Source organism: Streptomyces sp. CA-106110, assembly GCF_050936285.1.
Classification (GTDB): domain Bacteria; phylum Actinomycetota; class Actinomycetes; order Streptomycetales; family Streptomycetaceae; genus Streptomyces.
This window is the reverse complement of sequence record NZ_JBNJNB010000001.1, coordinates 1110201-1124194: the sequence shown is the minus strand read 5'-3', so window position 1 is coordinate 1124194 and position 13994 is coordinate 1110201. Positions and strand designations below refer to the sequence as shown.

11 protein-coding genes and 4 pseudogenes are annotated in these 13994 nt (G+C 69.2%); 7 read left to right on the top strand and 8 right to left on the bottom strand.

Translation table 11 applies throughout. From position 1 onward, the window contains the following. Positions 1 to 407: 407 nt before the first annotated feature. Together ACQEXA_RS05335 and ACQEXA_RS05330 are read right to left on the bottom strand one after the other, a co-directional pair. Positions 408 to 1646: a cation:proton antiporter gene (locus ACQEXA_RS05335; protein ID WP_432936717.1), complete on the bottom strand. Its 1239-nt coding sequence runs from the start codon at positions 1644 to 1646 to the stop codon at positions 408 to 410. Between the two features lie 122 nt (positions 1647 to 1768). After that, positions 1769 to 1947, bottom strand: a pseudogene (locus ACQEXA_RS05330) (IS6 family transposase); the annotation flags it as partial. Between the two features lie 65 nt (positions 1948 to 2012). On the opposite strand from ACQEXA_RS05330, the pseudogene ACQEXA_RS05325 reads away from it, so the two are divergent. Together ACQEXA_RS05325 and ACQEXA_RS05320 are read left to right on the top strand one after the other, a co-directional pair. Then, positions 2013 to 2362 (top strand): annotated as a pseudogene (locus tag ACQEXA_RS05325) (IS6 family transposase); the annotation flags it as partial. A 4-nt stretch (positions 2363 to 2366) separates the two neighbouring features. Further along, positions 2367 to 2786: pseudogene (locus ACQEXA_RS05320) on the top strand (transposase); the annotation flags it as partial. A 128-nt stretch (positions 2787 to 2914) separates the two neighbouring features. Here ACQEXA_RS05320 and ACQEXA_RS05315 read toward each other — a convergent pair. The 3 genes from ACQEXA_RS05315 to ACQEXA_RS05305 form a co-directional block, all read right to left on the bottom strand. Then, the gene (locus ACQEXA_RS05315) at positions 2915 to 4108 is read right to left on the bottom strand and encodes a globin domain-containing protein (RefSeq protein WP_432936720.1); all 1194 of its coding nucleotides are present in this window, start codon (positions 4106 to 4108) and stop codon (positions 2915 to 2917) included. A 73-nt stretch (positions 4109 to 4181) separates the two neighbouring features. Continuing rightward, positions 4182 to 4625, bottom strand: coding sequence for a nitric oxide-sensing transcriptional repressor NsrR (gene nsrR / locus ACQEXA_RS05310; protein WP_432936723.1), 444 nt, complete (start codon positions 4623 to 4625; stop codon positions 4182 to 4184). A 344-nt stretch (positions 4626 to 4969) separates the two neighbouring features. Next, positions 4970 to 5371, bottom strand: coding sequence for a transposase family protein (locus ACQEXA_RS05305; protein WP_432936726.1), 402 nt, complete (start codon positions 5369 to 5371; stop codon positions 4970 to 4972). Positions 5372 to 5492: 121 nt separating this feature from the next. Between ACQEXA_RS05305 and ACQEXA_RS05300 the strand changes: the two genes are divergently transcribed. The 5 genes from ACQEXA_RS05300 to ACQEXA_RS05280 all read left to right on the top strand — a co-directional run bounded on the left by ACQEXA_RS05300 (position 5493) and on the right by ACQEXA_RS05280 (position 9511). Further along, the gene (locus ACQEXA_RS05300; RefSeq protein WP_432939891.1) at positions 5493 to 6074 is read left to right on the top strand and encodes a transposase; all 582 of its coding nucleotides are present in this window, start codon (positions 5493 to 5495) and stop codon (positions 6072 to 6074) included. A 31-nt stretch (positions 6075 to 6105) separates the two neighbouring features. Next, the gene (locus tag ACQEXA_RS05295; RefSeq protein ID WP_433128837.1) at positions 6106 to 6597 is read left to right on the top strand and encodes a transposase; all 492 of its coding nucleotides are present in this window, start codon (positions 6106 to 6108) and stop codon (positions 6595 to 6597) included. Between the two features lie 225 nt (positions 6598 to 6822). Further along, a complete protein-coding gene (locus tag ACQEXA_RS05290) occupies positions 6823 to 8052 on the top strand; it encodes an IS110 family transposase (RefSeq protein WP_432938746.1) in 1230 nt (409 codons plus the stop codon). 12 nt (positions 8053 to 8064) lie between these two features. Then, on the top strand, positions 8065 to 9309 hold the full coding sequence (locus tag ACQEXA_RS05285; RefSeq protein ID WP_432936729.1) for a transposase: 1245 nt from the start codon (positions 8065 to 8067) through the stop codon (positions 9307 to 9309). A gap of 4 nt (positions 9310 to 9313) precedes the next feature. Next, entirely contained in the window at positions 9314 to 9511 is a 198-nt protein-coding gene (locus tag ACQEXA_RS05280) for a hypothetical protein (RefSeq protein ID WP_432936731.1), read from the top strand. 124 nt (positions 9512 to 9635) lie between these two features. On the opposite strand, the gene ACQEXA_RS05275 is transcribed toward ACQEXA_RS05280, so the two are convergent. From ACQEXA_RS05275 to ACQEXA_RS05265, 3 genes and pseudogenes are all read right to left on the bottom strand, one after another. Continuing rightward, positions 9636 to 11981 carry a glycoside hydrolase family 65 protein gene (locus tag ACQEXA_RS05275; protein WP_432936733.1) on the bottom strand — a complete coding sequence of 782 codons (2346 nt, stop codon included), beginning with the start codon at positions 11979 to 11981 and terminating at the stop codon, positions 9636 to 9638. Continuing rightward, the gene (locus ACQEXA_RS05270) at positions 11978 to 12169 is read right to left on the bottom strand and encodes a hypothetical protein (RefSeq protein WP_432936736.1); all 192 of its coding nucleotides are present in this window, start codon (positions 12167 to 12169) and stop codon (positions 11978 to 11980) included. Before ACQEXA_RS05270 ends, ACQEXA_RS05275 begins: the two co-directional genes overlap by 4 nt. A 156-nt stretch (positions 12170 to 12325) precedes the next feature. Then, a pseudogene (locus ACQEXA_RS05265) lies at positions 12326 to 13859 on the bottom strand (CHAD domain-containing protein). Between the last annotated feature and the right edge of the window lie 135 nt (positions 13860 to 13994).

The following is a 13994-nucleotide window of genomic DNA, read 5'->3' as shown; positions in this document are numbered from 1 at the left end:
CCTGACTCCAGCATGCCGACGAACGCCGACCATCCCGCATCGTGCACGGAATTGGCGAGCCGGGTACGCCCGAGGCCGGACACCGCGAGGTCTGGGCCGGTGGCCAACTGGGCGGGCGAGATGCTGGGGCGCCCGTCGCGCGGGTACCAGTCGGCGAAGTCCTCGTCGCACCACAACCCGTCCAACCGGTCTCTCCCCCACATCGCCGCCGTACCGCCAGGGTTGCTCGCCCGCGCGACCTGCGCAGTCAAAGACGGGACCTGCTCACCGGAACGGGGACGGAAGGACAACGGACACCTCGACAACTGCGCCGGCCTTCGAAACAGCCCCGAGCATGCCCGCTGATCACGCTGCCGCACCGGGAAAACTCCAAGATCCCCGACAGAGTCAAGCTCAGTGTCACGGTGTCATGTGCGAGCGGCAGATCGTGTGTGTCCGGTACCCGACTGTGTCCGGCCATCCGCTGCCGGGTGCTGCTGGGAGCGGTGGAGAAGGGGCAGCGCGATCAGGGGGAAGATGACCACGGAGAGCAGCCCGGCGGCGACCAGCGCGGACGCGTTCTCGGGCCGTATGGCGTCCAGTTTCAGGCCGATGGTCGCTGCGGCCACTATGACTGGCAGTGATGTGGCCTGGAGCAGAGCGCCGGCCGCGACTTCCGGCCAGGAGAGTCCGGCTGCGCGGTACAGCAGTGCCGGAAGGCCGCGGACCAGCAGCAGCGCGGCCAGGAACATCGGCACCCGGAGGATGGTCCCGGCGTCCTCGAACAGGGCGCCGAGGTTGAACTGGATACCGCTCGTCACGAAGAACACGGGAACGAGGAATCCGTAGCCGAGGCCGGCGAGCTTCATGTGGAACCGGGGGTGGGACCGTTCGGCGTGGGGGTCGACCAGCCGGAGGACGGCACCTGCGACGAAGGCGCCGAGGATGGCCTCGAAGCCCAGGTGGAGCGCCATCGCCGAGAACCCGACGACCAGCAGCATCGCCAGCCGGATGCGGATCTGGGCACTGGTGTCGGCCAGCCGGTCGAGGGTGCGGGTCAGCCAGGCCCACCGTCCGATGCGCACGGACGCCGCGACGATGAGCGCCGAAATCCCAGCCAGGGCAAGGAGGAGGAGGACCTTCGAGCCCGCGCCGGAGCTTCCTTCCGAGAAGAGCAGCGACAGAAGGACGACGGCTCCAACCTCGCCGGCCGACGCGCCGCCGATCGTCAGCTGTCCCACCGGCCGGTCGATCGCCCCGGAGTCCTTGAGGATCGGGACCAGCAGACCCAGCGCCGTCGCCATAAGAGCAGTACCGACCAGCAGGGGATTCTCGACGAGTCCGGCGGTGTACATGAGCCAGCCGACCGCAGCCGCAAGGGCAGCCGAGGCGACCCAGCCGGTGCCGATCAGCCGCCCGCGGGGCCCGCGGAGCTGCTGGATGTCGATCTCCAGGCCGGCGAGGAACAGCAGGAAGCCCAGGCCGATGACCGACAGCATGTCGACGGCGGCGTCCGCCTCGACGACGTGCAGCACGGCCGGGCCAAGGATGATGCCCGCCAGGATTTCGAGCACCGCGCCGGGGAGGGGAAGCCGGGGGACCGTGGCGAGCACAAGCGGCACACCGGCCGCTATGGCCAGCACGATCAGAAGGTTGTCGTAGCCCATGGGGACTCCAATGGCGAGGAGGGCGTTGTCAGGTTGTTGAGGAGGTGGCTGGTTGAGGGTGTGGTGGGCCGGGTTGCCGGGCTGTGGGTCAGGGTGCCGTGGCCATGGTGTTTGTCGCGCGTGCCGGTGACTTTGTTCCAGGTGGCGAAGCGGTGGTGCATTTCGGTACGGAATTCGGTGGCGGGGAGGAGATGGCATCGAGGTCGGAAGTGGGGGGAGACCTGGCCGAAACGGACAAAAACCTTTGGGCTCCGCTGGCTGAGCGGAAGCCCTTCATCGCGCGTTCGCGCTTCCGGGTGGGCACCGTCAGCTTGGCTGGGGGCTGTTGGTCCGGCATGATCGTCGGGTTGGTCGCTGTCGGGACGGCTGCGCGTGGGCACGCCGTCATGCAAGGGCTTTTGGTGCCCGGCGGAGGTCATCTCCGAGGCGGTGTGGCTGTACCACTGCTTCCCGCTCAGCTACCGCGAGGTCGAGGAACTCCTGCTCGCCCGTGGGATCTTCGTCTCCCACGAGACCATCCGGCAGTGGTGTGCCAGGTTCGGGCCCGATACGCGGCCGGACTGCGCCGCCGCAAGCCTCAAACCGGCGATAAGTGGCGTCTCGACGAGGCCTCTTTGAAGATCAACGGCGAGTGGCAGTACCTCTGGCGGGCCGTGGACCAAGACGGCAACGTCCTCGACATCCTCGTCCAGAGCAGGCGCAACGCCAAAGCCGCTATTGGGGCTGCCCGCCCGCCTGTGTTACCGGCCGCGCCGGCATACCGGCCGCAAGGGTGAGCGCCGCTCGCTGAGCGAGACGGACTGCATTCGCCTGCTCGACGGCGCCCACCAGCTGCTGAAGGCCCCGCTGATCGTGGTGTGGGACCGGCTGAGCACCCACATCTCCAAAACAATGGAGGCGCTCGTGGCCGAGCGGGACTGGCTGACGGTGGTCCTGCTGCCCGGGTATGCACCCGAACTCAACCCGGTGGAGGGCCTGTGGGCGCACATCAAGCGGAGCCTGGCCAACCTGGCCGCCCGCACGCTCGGCGAGCTGGAGACTCTGCTCCGCAGACGACTCAAGGCGCTGCAGTACCGGCATGGCGTCCTGGGTGGTTTCCTCGCCGGGACCGGCCTTGCTCTCGACAGACAAACTGACCCTAATACGCCGAAGTCAGTAATTCGGGGGCCATGCAGGCCTGGTGGGTGCGGGAGCGCGGCACGGTCTCGCCGGTGAGCACCCGAACCATCCCGGGCCGGTGCCGGGACGGTTCGGGAAAGCCGGCTCGCTCACTCCTGGCCGAGCCACAGGTCCGGGCCGAAGACCTCGTAGTGGATGTTTTCGGCGGGAACACCGCTGCGCAGCAGGTCGCCGCGGACCGCGCGCATGAACGGCAGGGGGCCGCACATGTAGACGCTCACGTTGTCCGGGTGTTCCAGCGTGGTGACGTCGGCGTTGCCGGGCAGTGCGTCCGGCGCCTGGTCACCCGGCTCCTGGTACCAGAGGTGCAGCTTCGCGTCGGGGAGCGCGTCGACGAGTTGGCGCTGTTCGTCGCGGTGGGGGTGGTGGGCGGGGGTGCGGTCGGCGTGGACCACAGCGACCTGGCGGGTCGATCCGGTGACGGCTAGGTGGTCGAGCATGGTCAGCATCGGAGTGATGCCGATTCCGGCGCTGGCCAGCAGCAGGGGGTGGTCGCCCTCCGGCAGGACCAGGTCACCGGCAGGGAGGGACACGCTGAGGATGTCGCCCGGCGCGGCATTCCGGTGCAGCCAGTTGGAGACCTCACCCTCCACCTCCCCCCTCTGCTCGCGCTTGACGGTGATGCGCCACTCCGGGCGGCCAGGAGCGGTGGAGAGGCTGTACTGGCGGATCTGATGGGCGCCGTCGGGCAGCTGGACCTGCACGCTGACGTACTGGCCCGGACGGAAGGGCTTGACCGGGCTGCCGTCCGCGGACCGCAGAACCAGGGAGATCACGTCGGTGGTCTCCTGGTGCCGTTCGACGATCTCCATCTTCTGCCAGACGTCGCCATCGGCGACACCGGCCTGCTGGTAGAGCCGGGCCTCGATGGCGATCAACGAGTTGGCCATCAGCCAGTAGACCTCGTCCCAGGCGGCTGCCACCTCGGGGGTGACGGCGTCGCCCAGCACCTCGGCGACCGCCCCGAGGAGGTACTTGTGGACGATCGTGTACTTGTCGGAGGTGATGCCGAGGGAGACGTGCTTGTTCGCAATCCGGGAGAGCATCGTGTCCGGCCGGGTGTCGGGGTGCTCCACGAGCATGGCGGCGAAGGCCGCGACCGATCCGGCCAGGGCCATCTTCTGCTCACCGTTGGCCTGGTTGCCGCGGTTGAACAGGTCCCGCAGCAGCTCGGGATGGGCGTCGAACATTCTCTTGTAGAACAGGTCAGCAATGTCGCCGATGGCTGCGCCGACGGCCGGCAGGGTGGCACGGATGACTGGGGTGGACTGCTCCGAGAGCACGACGAACTCCTAAATTGGTTAATGATCTTCATATTTAATGATACGAGCGCGCACACACCCGGGAGGGCGTGGGTCACTCGGGGCGGTGGCCGACCACTCCGACCAGTACCGGGCCGGTGGGCGAGGCCACCAGGTCGGCCACGGTCAGCGGATCGAGTGCGGCGTAGAACGCTTCCTGTGCATCGCGCAACGCCCGGCGGAGTCGGCAGGCGCTGCGCAGCGGACACGGCAGATCACCTTCGCAGGCGACGACCTCACCCTCGCCCTCCAGCTCCCGCACCAGCCAGCCCACCGAAGCCTGACGGCCGAGACCTGTCAGTCCGAGCCCCCCGCCACGACCCCGGCGGGCATCCACCACGCCGAGGTGCTGCAGCCGGGTGATCGCCTTCGCCATGTGGGCGTAGGGCACATCCACGGCTTCCGCCACTTCGCGCGTGGTCAGGGAGCCGCCCTGTTCGGAGACCGCCAGACGCATCATGGCACGCAGCGCCAGGTCGGTGAACTTCGTCAACCGCATGCCTCGACGCTATCAAAGACGCATCCAAGACTCCTATTTAAGGAGGGCCGGCCCGCGGGTGACATGCGTCACGAGGGGCCGCTCGGCTCGCCGCCCGTCCGATGCCGCGACAGCGTCACGCTGGCCGCGAGTGAGGTGAGGGCGATCAGCGTGAGGGCGACGAGCGCCGCGAGCAGCGCGAGGTGCTCGAACGTGGCGCTCTGCGGGCGCAGGCAGGCGGCGAGCAGGTGGACCGCGCGGCGGTCGCCGGTGCGCGAGCCGCGCGCGGTCTTGCCGTCGACCGCGACGGCTCCCCGCTTGACCAGGCCGTCTTCCGGAGCTGGGGCACTGAGAGGGTCGCAGTGCTATAGCTGTACCCAGGCGCCCAGGGCCTGGTCGAGGGCGTCGCCGTCGAGGCGGGCGAGCAGGCGGGCCAGCGTGCAGGTGCGCGGGATGCCCCGGCTCAGGCCGATCCGCTCGCGCAGGGCCGGGTCGAGTCCGGCGGCGAAGCGGATGATGCCGGCCCAGGTCGAGGCCCCGGCCAGCACGGCCGTGGTGCACAGCACCAGCAGGGCTCCGAGCCGGTAGCGGCGGCCGCGGACCCGGCGCGGGTCGGGCAATCGATCCAGGACATCGGCCAGGCCGACGAGATGGTCAGCGTCCTGGTCGGAGGTGTCCGGCAGGCGGTCGTGGTGGCGAGTGACGGTGGAGATCAGGGAGGATGGGATACGGACGCGGCTTCGGTTGTGATCAACGGCTTCAGACACCTTGATCATCCGAGGCCGCGTCTCGTTTCACCAACGCCGCGAAACCGACAACACGCCTACTCTATTACAACCATGACGTCTCGTCACCCGAGAACGCTCGAGCCCTGACCTCGTCGAGCAGCTGTGGGAGCGGAGACCAGACGCCGACCACGGCCGGAACTGGGCGCTTCCGTTCCCCGACCGGGTCCTGCTGCTCGTCCTCGCCTACCGGACCAACCTCACAATGCAGCAGTTGGCGTCACTGTTCGGGACAACCGACTCCACCGTGCACCGCGTGATTTCCCCTCTCGCACCGCTCCTCGGGGAACTCCTGGGGCCGCCCCCGGGTGACCGGCGGGAGCTGTGGGTCGTCGACGGCACCCTCATCCCCGTCCACGACCACACCCACACCGCGAAAAGCAAGAACTACCGGCACAGCGTCAACGTGCAGGTCGTCTGCCGGGCCCGGGACAGACGCATCGTCGCACTCGGTGACGCATGGCCAGGGAACCGCAACGACATCGTCGTCTTCCGGGAAACTCTCGGCCGGACCCTTCCAGCTCACCCGCGGCTCGCCGGCGACGGCGGCTACCGCGGCTGCGCTCACATCAGAACACCACGTCGCGGACCAGACGGCCGCGACCCTGTTGCCCATTGGCAGTTGAGAGCTGACAGTGGCTTGGTGGTGCTGGCAGGGTTGGTGGTGCGGCCGGTTCCTTTCTGATCCTCGGTCGTGGGGTGGGATGGGCGTGTCGATGGAGCCGCAGTCGTGGCCGGAGCCGGATCCCGTGGTGGCGCGGGCGGTGCGGGCGAAGAACTACGGGCGGCAGGTGCCGCTGCCGGTGGCGGTGCGCGACCGGCTGGGGGAACTGTTCCCGGACGAGGAGTTCGCGCAGGCTTTCGGCGCGACGGGGCCGGCGGGCTGGTCCCCGGGTCGGCTGGCGTTGGTGACGGTGTTCCAGATGGCGGAGAACCTGACGGACCGCCAGGCTGCGGAGGCGGTGCGTGACCGGCTCTCGTGGGCCTACGCGCTCGGGTTGGAGCTGACCGACACCGGCTTCGACTTCACCGTGCTGTCGCAGTTCCGTACCTGGGTGGTCGAGCACCATCTGGAGGAGAAGGTCCTGGACCTGCTGCTGAAGAGGCTGACGGAGCAGGGTCTGGTCGCAGCCGGGGGCAAACAGCGCACCGACTCCACCTACATCGTCTCCGCGGTGCGGGACCTAATGGGGCTCGTCGGGCGGTAGGAGAGACTACGGTCCGTAGCCGCCAGTAGGTGAGCACTACCGGGACCGGAGCCCTTGGAGCTCTGGGTTCAGACCGTGCCCCTACTGGTCGGCCGGGAGGCCTGACTGCTGATGGGATGGCGTGCCCGCCGGGTGGTTGGGCGTGAGCACTTGATCCATTAGGGCGCGAGCCGTGCCTTCCGTCGGCTGTGCAAGGTCCGTACGAGAGTGAAGGGTTGGGTGCTGGTGCTGTTCATCGGCGATGACTGGGCCGAAGACCACCACGACGTCGAGCTGCAGGATGCGACGGGCCGCAGACTGGCCTCAGCGCGGCTGCCGGAGGGCGTTGCGGGCATCGCGAAGCTGCACGCCCTGGTCGCCCGGCATGGCGGCGATGACCTGGAACCGGGGCAGGTGGTGGTCGGGATCGAGACCGAGCGCGGTCCGTGGGTCCAGGCGCTGATCGCAGCCGGCTACACGGTCTACGCGGTAAACCCCCGCCAGGCGGCCCGGTTCAAGGAGCGGTACGGCACTTCCGGGGCCAAGAGCGACAAGGGCGACGCGCACGCTCTGGCGGACATGGTCCGCATTGACGGCGCCCAGCTGCGGCCAGTGGCTGGGGACAGCGAGCAGGCCCAGGCCGTCCGCGTCGTCGCCCGTGCTCACCAGACCCTGATCTGGGAGCGCACCCGCACCTTCCAGCGGTTGCGAAGCACGCTGCGCGAGTACTTCCCCGGCGCGCTGGCCGCTTACGCGGGGCTGGAGCTGACCAGCACCGACGCGCTGGAGCTACTGATCAAGGCGCCCACCCCGGAGCGGGCGACGAAGCTGACGAAACAGCAGATCACGGCGGTGTTGGCCCGGCAACGCCGACACCACCGGGATCAGAAGGCCGCCGCGATCCGGGCCGCACTGCGCGAGCCCCAGCTCGGCGTCCCGGCACTGGTGGTCTCCGCCTACGCCGCGGCGGCGGTCGCACACGCGAGACTGCTGATCGCCATGAACGAGCAGATAGCGGAGCTGGAAGAGCAGGTGAGTGCGCATTTTCTCGCGCACCCGGACGCTGAGATCTACCTGTCGATGCCCGGCATCGGCGAAGTCACCGGTGCCCGGGTGTTGGCCGAGTTCGGGGACGACCCCACCCGTTACACCAGCGCGAAGGCGCGCAAGAACTACGCCGGGACCAGCCCGATCACCCGCGCCTCCGGCAGGACACACAGCGTCCAGGCCCGCTACGCGCGCAACGACCACCTCGCCGACGCCCTCCACAAGCAAGCGTTCTCCGCCATCAGCGTCTCGCCCGGCGCGCGGCGCTACTACGACAAGCAGCGCGCCCGCGACGCCGGCTACAACCCCGCCCTGCGCCAGCTCGGCAACCGGCTCGTCGGCATCCTCCACGGTTGCCTCAAGACCCGCACCCTCTACGACGAGGCCACCGCGTGGTCACACCACGCAACCCTCACCGCAGCTGCTTGACATCCCTACGCCATGGGATGTCTGAACCGCCTGGAGCTGGCCGGGGAGAGCGTGCGGGCGGCGGTGGAGGCGTTGACAGTGGCCGCGCCGCACTGGGTCGCCGACGTGCTGGACGTGCCCGGCTGGTCGCGCCGCTACGACACCCGCATCGACACCTGGCGCATGCCCTCCTCCGCCACCAAGCGCGACCAGCTCGCGCTGACCTACGCCCGCGACGGCTTCGCCCTGCTCAGCGCCGTCTACGATCCGCGCTCCGAACCCTGGCTGCGCGAGCTGCCCGCGGTGCAGACCCTGCGCACTGTGCTGCTGCAGAACTACACCCGTACCACAGCGCGGGGCGGACGCGAGGTCGTGGCCCGCCGCGCCAGGACCGAGGAGGGCGGTGACGGGCTGCCGCCCGGCCATCTGCGCATCGCTTCCCCCTACGATCTCGACACCCGCTGGTCCGCCAAGCGCGACACCTTCTGGAACGGGTTCAAGCTGCACGTGAGCGAGAGCTGCACGGACGCGCCCGAGAAGGAGCGCACCGCCCCGAACCTGATCACGAACGTGGCCACCACTGCCTCCACCGTCCCCGACACCAAGGCCCTGGACGGCATCCACCAGCAGTTGCAGCGCCGCGGCCTGCTCCCGGGCGAGCACTACCTCGACTCCGGCTACCCCAGCGCCGACCTGATCGTGAAGTCCCGCCAGGCCTACGGCATCGCACTGATCACCCCGGTCCTGCTCGACCAGTCCCGCCAAGCCCGCGAGAACGCGGGCTTCCAGGCCGACGCGTTCACCATCGACTTCAAGTACCAGCAGGTCACCTGCCCCCAGGGCCGGGCCAGCTCCTCCTGGAGCCCGTGCACCCAACACGGCTATCCGATGATCGTGGTCGCTTTCACCAAGCCGACCTGCGGCCCCTGCCCGGTCCGGGAGTTGTGCACCACCAGCCGCCGGGGCTTCCGCCAGCTCACCTTGAACCCGCGCCCGCTGACCGAGGCCCTGCGCACCGCCCGTGCCGAGCAGGCCGACCGGGACTGGCAAGACGCGTACGCCCTACGCGCCGGCGTCGAGGGAACCATCCACCAGGCCCTCACCGTCACCGACAGTCGCCGGGCCCGCTACCGCGGCCTGGCCAAGACCCACCTCGAACACGTCCACAGCGCCGTCGCCCTCAACCTCATCCGCCTGAACGCCTGGTGGAACGGCAAGCCACTCGACCGCCGCCACACCAGCCACCTCGCCCGACTCGAACTCAGCCTCGCCGCGTAGCCGAATGGGCAACAGGGTCGGCCGCATCATCAAAGATCGGACCTACAAACGGTTCCGGAAACGGCGAGCAGTAGCCGAGCACACCATCGCACGCCTCAAAGACCATCAAATCCTGCGGCAATGCCGCCGCCGCGGCGACGCCATCAACCACGCCGTCGCCGGCGTCGCGGCGCTTCACAACCTCAAGATCGACATCAGCTAACTAAAGCCCCGGAGGTGGTGAGGCACGCACCGAACCGCATTACGGGATATCTCTTAGCCAGCGCTTTTGTGCGCTGTGGCGCGGGGTGGTGTCCTCTCCGCGGGTCCCGTTCCGCGCCGTGCGCTCAGTGGGGGCGCTCGGGGCGGCGTCCTGGGGGTTGGGCGGGGCTCGGCATGGGGGGCGGCGGCTTGAGGGGCCGGACCAGTGGAGCGTCACGTGACACCGTCAGCGGCTCGCGGTAGTGGGTGAACTTGAAGGTGTCGCCCTCCACGAGGGTGTACGTGGTCTCGGATTCGGTGATCTCGACGCGTAGGCACTTGCCGCGGGCGTGCACCGAGAAGGCGAGACGGGTGAGCCGGTCCGGCAGCCGGGGAGCGAAGTGGAGGGTGTCGTACGTATGGCGCATGCCGCCGAAACCGGCGACCAGCGCGATCCAGGAGCCCGCCAGTGAGGCGATGTGCAGGCCGTCGCGGGTGTTCTTCTCCAGATCGTCCAGATCCATCAGCGCTGCCTCGCACAGGTAGTCGTAGGCCAGACGCAGATGGCCGACTTCGGCGGCGATGACGGCCTGTACGCATGCCGAGAGCGAGGAGTCGCGGACCGTGATCGGTTCGTAGTAGGCGAAGTTCCGCGCCTTTTGACCCTCGTCGAAGGCGTCGCCGCGCAGGTACATCGCGAGCACGAGGTCCGCTTGCTTGACCACTTGCTTGCGGTACAGCTCGACGTACGGGAAGTGCAGCATCAGCGGGTAGTCCTCGGGCCCGGTCCGGGAGAAGTCCCAGACCTGGTGGCGGGTGAAGCCCGCGGCCTGCTCATGAATGCCCAGCGCGCTGTTGTAGGGCACGGCCATCGCTTTGGCGGCGGCCCGCCACGCGTCGGTCTCCTCCTCGTCCACGCCGAGCGCGGCGGCCTGCGCGGGGTGGCGTTCGGCGGCGGCGGCGGCGACTCGCAGGTTGGCCTGGGCCATCAGATTCGTATAGACGTTGTCGTCCGAGAGCGCGCTGTACTCGTCGGGGCCGGTGACGCCGTCGATGTGGAAGGTGCCCCTGGAGTCGTGGTGGCCGAGGGAATGCCACAGCCGGGCGGTCTCCACCAGCAGCTCCACGCCTGTGTCGCGCTCGAAGTTCTTGTCGCCGGAGACCGCGGCATAGCGCAGGACGGCGTGGGCGATGTCGGCGTTGATGTGGAATGCCGCTGTTCCGGCAGGCCAGTAGCTCGAGCATTCCGCTCCGTCGATGGTGCGCCAGGGGAACGCGGCGCCCTTCAGGCCCAGTTGCGCGGCCCGGTCACGTGCTGCCGGCAGCGTGTCCTGGCGCCAGTGCAGTGCCGCGGCGACGCTGCGCGGGTGGATGAAGGTGAGCACCGGCAGGACGAACGTCTCGGTGTCCCAGAAACAGTGCCCGTCGTATCCCGAGCCGGTCAGTCCCTTGGCGGGGATGGCGCGGTGCTCGGCCCGGGCCGCGGCCTGCAGGACGTGGAAGAGCGCGAAGCGGACGGCCTGCTGGATCTCCGCGTCGCCTTCGACCTCCACATCGGCGTGGTCCCAGAAATCGTCCAGGTAGGCGCGCTGCTGATCCACCAGGCCCTGCCAGCCGGTGCTGTTCGCACCGGCCAGCGCGGCCTCCGCCTGGTCCCTCAGAGCTGTCAGCGAGCGCAGCGCGGACCAGCCGTAGCAGACGAACTTCTCCAGTCTCAGCGTCTCCCCGGGTTTGAGGTCGGTGATGACGGTGAATCTGGCGACGTCGTCGGAACTCTCACTGAGGGTCTGGGTGGACTCCGGGCCCTGCACGACATGGCCGGCGGCGACCGCGATGCGCAGACCGCTGCGCTCGGTGCGGTGGATCAGGCGCAGCCGGTCCCCCTCGGAGTAGTGCTCCTCGGCGCGCAGCGGGGACTCCAGGACGGCGGAGACCCGCGGATCCGCGCTGGCCTGCGGCAAGGGCTCGTTGGCGACGAGTTCGGACTGGATGACCAGCCGCACCTCCTCGTCCAGCGGCTCCACCTCATAGGCGATCGCGGCGGCGGCCCGATGGGTGAAGGAGACCAGGCGCGAGGAGCGCACACGGACGGTCTTGCCCACCGGGGAGACCCACTCGCACGTGCGGTGCAGCACCCCGGCCCGTAGATCAAGCACCCGTTCGTGCGCACGGAGCTGTCCGTAGCGCAGGTCGACCTGCTCGTCGTCGACCAGGAGCCGGATGAGCTTGCCGTTGGTGACGTTGATGACCGTCTGGCCGGATTCCGGGTAGCCGTATCCGGCCTCGGCGTAGGGCAGGGGATGCACTTCGTGGACGCCGTTGAGGTAGCAGCCCGGCAGCCCGCTCGGCTCACCCTCCTCGAGGTTGCCGCGCCATCCGATGTGGCCGTTGGACAGCGCGAACACCGATTCGCTCTGAGCCAGTACGTCCCAGTGGAGCCCGGTCTCGCGCACGCACCAGGGTTCGACCTCGTAGGCGGGATGAGTGATCACGGCGACTCCTCCAGCAGCTCGGCCACGTCTTGGACCACGAAGGTGCCGCGACGCGCCTTGCCCGGCAGCGCGCGCTTGGCGGCGACGCCGTCGATCCTCGCGCCGGGTTGCTCCTCGCTCCCCGCCTGGACGAGGGTGTCGCGGCCGTAGGCCCTGGAGGATATGTCCGGAAGGCCCAGATTTGCCATAGATGATCCTTGCCCGTTGTGTCCTCCCTCCATGCCATCGGTCCACGGGCAGGACCGTGCAGTCCGGCAAGCGGGCCCCTGACACGGGGCCCGCTTGCTGCCGCTCACTGCGTCAGGGCAGCAGAGCGCGTGAGGCCTTCCGGGGGCGGCGCGGGGTCACCTGAGTGCCTTGCGCAGACGACGGTCGGAGGCCTGTCGCCACACCAGTGGGAGCTCCTTCTCCTTGGAGCGCGACGCGGCCCGTTCCTGACCGTGGAGCAGACCCCAGGTGAAGCCGGGCTCGCCCGCCACATGCGCTGCGACGGCCAGACGCCGGAGCACACCGCGCGCCACCACGCTGTCGTGGTGATCACCACTCACCTGCTGTACCGCCTTGATGCGCTTGGCGATACGCCGGGCGGGCTTTCCCAGGGCCGGGCGGGCGGCCTGAGCGGCGTAACGCAGCCGCTTGGCCGCCTTGCGGGCCTGGTGGATGGCGGTGTCGCGGTCCGGCCCCGACGGCAGTTCCAGAGCGAGGACCATGCGCCGCTGCAGCCTGCCGTACTCCTTCCCGAGCACTTTGACCATGACCTTCTCGGGCTTGCCTGCGGCTTTGGCGCGCAGTGGCGGCCGTGCGCTCAGCTCGCCGAGGCGGTCCAGCAGCGTCGTGTAGCGGGGCGAGTTGAGTGCGTCCAGGGTGCGTCGGCGGCCCGCGGCCCGCTGCGCGACGTCCCATGCCCTCAGGCGCGCGGCGACGGGGCCGAGGAGCAGTTCGCCGGGCAGCTCCCGCACACCTGTGCTCAGGCGGTCGTTCAGCACTTCGTGGTCACGCTCCGCCCCGAGCTCTCCGGCCAGCCACTTCAGTTCCGCGCGGATGGGTTCGGTGACCTCGCGATCGAGGACGGCACGGTAGGCGCGCAGGGTTCCGCGCAGGTGGCGGCAGGTGACGCGCATCTGGTGCACCGCGTCGGGGGTGCTGCGGCGGACCGCAGGATCCAGGTCCACCAGAGCCTGCACCTCGTCGGCCAGATAGCCGGACAGGTACGCACCGGCAGAACCGGGAGCGGCGGCTCCTTGCGGCTCTCGGTCGCCGCCCTCGTGCGGTGCCCGTCTCCGCCAGGGCGTGGGCGAGCTTGGACGGACTCCGGTCGCGAGCGACGCCCTTCTTGCCCAGCACCTTGTCGATGCGATTCAGCAGTGCGGGGTCGGCGCCCTCGGCGAGCTCCACCTCCAGCTCGGTCCATTCGGTGTGGCCGCCCTCATGCAGCAGTGAGTCGGCACGGACCGTGTCCAGACTCAGCTCAACGAGCGCACCGCCGTCGGCGTCGACCACGTCGCGCACGGAACGGGTGGTGCGCAGGCGCACCACGGGCCGAAGCGGCACGCCGTGCGTCCGGGAAAGGGTCAGCTCACACAGCTCCTCCGGTATCTCCTCGGCCAACGGGACATGGATCTCCCCCCGGCTGTCGTCGACCAGGGGCAGCTTGAGATGCCAGCCGGCGTCCGTGCCGCCCGTCCTGCGCCGTAGGGTCGCCGAGCTGCGGTTGAGCCGGAGATCGGCGGTGTCGTAGTAGACGGCGTCCAGCTCCTGGATCCCGCGGTCGACCAGCGACTCGACACGATCCACACCGATGAGATCGGGCAGCCACGAGACGTCGTCCACAGCAGGTGCCGTGTACTTGCGTTCTGTCTCTATTTTCGACTGGGCCATACAGTGCCCGTTGACACAATCCACGGTCTCAAACACGACGAGGTCCGGGGCGCCCGCTGTCGCGAACCCTCAGCCGGGGCGGAAGGGCGCTGGTCCGCGGGCCGGACAGAGCCGCGAGAGGGCGGCACCCGCGGC